1 protein-coding gene is annotated in these 721 nt (G+C 46.5%); it reads left to right on the top strand.

Translation table 11 applies throughout. The features are described from left to right. Window positions 1-588: hypothetical protein (locus R8N47_RS25070; RefSeq protein ID WP_318186088.1), on the top strand; the 588-nt coding region annotated here is incomplete at its 5' end. Window positions 589-721 lie beyond the last annotated feature (133 nt).

Here is a 721-nt window from a genome sequence, read left to right as displayed (position 1 = left end):
CCTTTCGCCCTTGCGTTAATTACATTTAGCTCGTCTCCTAGTGCTTACGAGCTCGATTACTATTCCAAATTTGGCCATATCGACAACTATGGCAATCTAGATCTTCGAAACAAGCCATACACTGAACTCCCATCTGGCTTGGTCATAAAAGGGAATGTGGACATTTCCCAAACGCCAATTACTCAGCTGCCTAAGGGCTTAGACGTTGGTGGCAGCTTAGACGCGAAAAATAGCGCCCTGAAAACAATCAAGTCGGGCGTAAAAATCAAAGGTTACGCTAACTTACTAGGTAGTAAGATTGAAAGCTGGCCCAAAGGGGTAACGCTGGGTGGGTATTTGAACCTGACCGATACTCCGTTAAAAACACTTCCGGCAAAACTTCGAGTAAAAGGTGATTTGAGTGTGATCCGAACGCCACTGAAAGCGCTGCCAGAAGGGTTGGTGGTCGATGGCAACCTCTACATTGGTGGTTCGGCCCTGACCGAGTTTCCCGACACAATGACGGTAAAAGGCAACATCTTTTTGGGTGGCAATAAGATAACCAAGTGGCCAAAGAATCTGACCTTAGGTGGCGCAGTCGCGCGCTAATTGGATAGACAAAAAGAGATACGCAGAGACAAAAACACCTCGTTCAATACGAGGTGTTTTTCATTGGAGTAGTTGGATGCGCCTAAATCATTTGGGCAGCATACGCAGCGACTAATCTTGGTTATTTACTGGG

The sequence above is a fragment of the Vibrio sp. 2132-1 genome (genome assembly GCF_033344315.1).
This window is presented reverse-complemented; position numbering and strand designations above follow the sequence as displayed.